1 protein-coding gene is annotated in these 314 nt (G+C 76.1%); it reads right to left on the minus strand.

The features are described 5' to 3' along the window. Nucleotides 1–251 precede the first annotated feature (251 nt). A partial coding sequence (locus JHD73_RS30160; RefSeq protein WP_199029006.1) for a 50S ribosomal protein L34 occupies nt 252–314 on the minus strand: 63 nt, incomplete at its 5' end.

A 314-nucleotide genomic window follows, 5' to 3' on the forward strand; every position in this document is an offset into this window, starting at 1 on the left:
CCCCCCCCCCCCCCCCCCCCCCCCCCCCCCCCCCCCCCCCCCCCCCCCCCCCCCCCCCCCCCCCCCCCCCCCCCCCCCCCCCCCCCCCCCCCCCCCCCCCCCCCCCCCCCCTTTTTAATGACACGCCGACCACCGAGATCTACACTCCACGGCCTTCGTCGGCAGCGTCAGATGTGTATAAGAGACAGGGGTAAGACTGCGGCAAAAGCCATGGGCAACGGCCAGAAGCCGTCACCCGGGGCGCGGCAGTCTTAGATCGCCAGGCGCTTGCGGCCCTTGGCGCGGCGTGCGTTCAGCACGGCACGGCCACCACG

The organism is Ralstonia sp. ASV6 (genome assembly GCF_016429285.1).
GTDB lineage: Bacteria > Pseudomonadota > Gammaproteobacteria > Burkholderiales > Burkholderiaceae > Ralstonia > Ralstonia flaminis.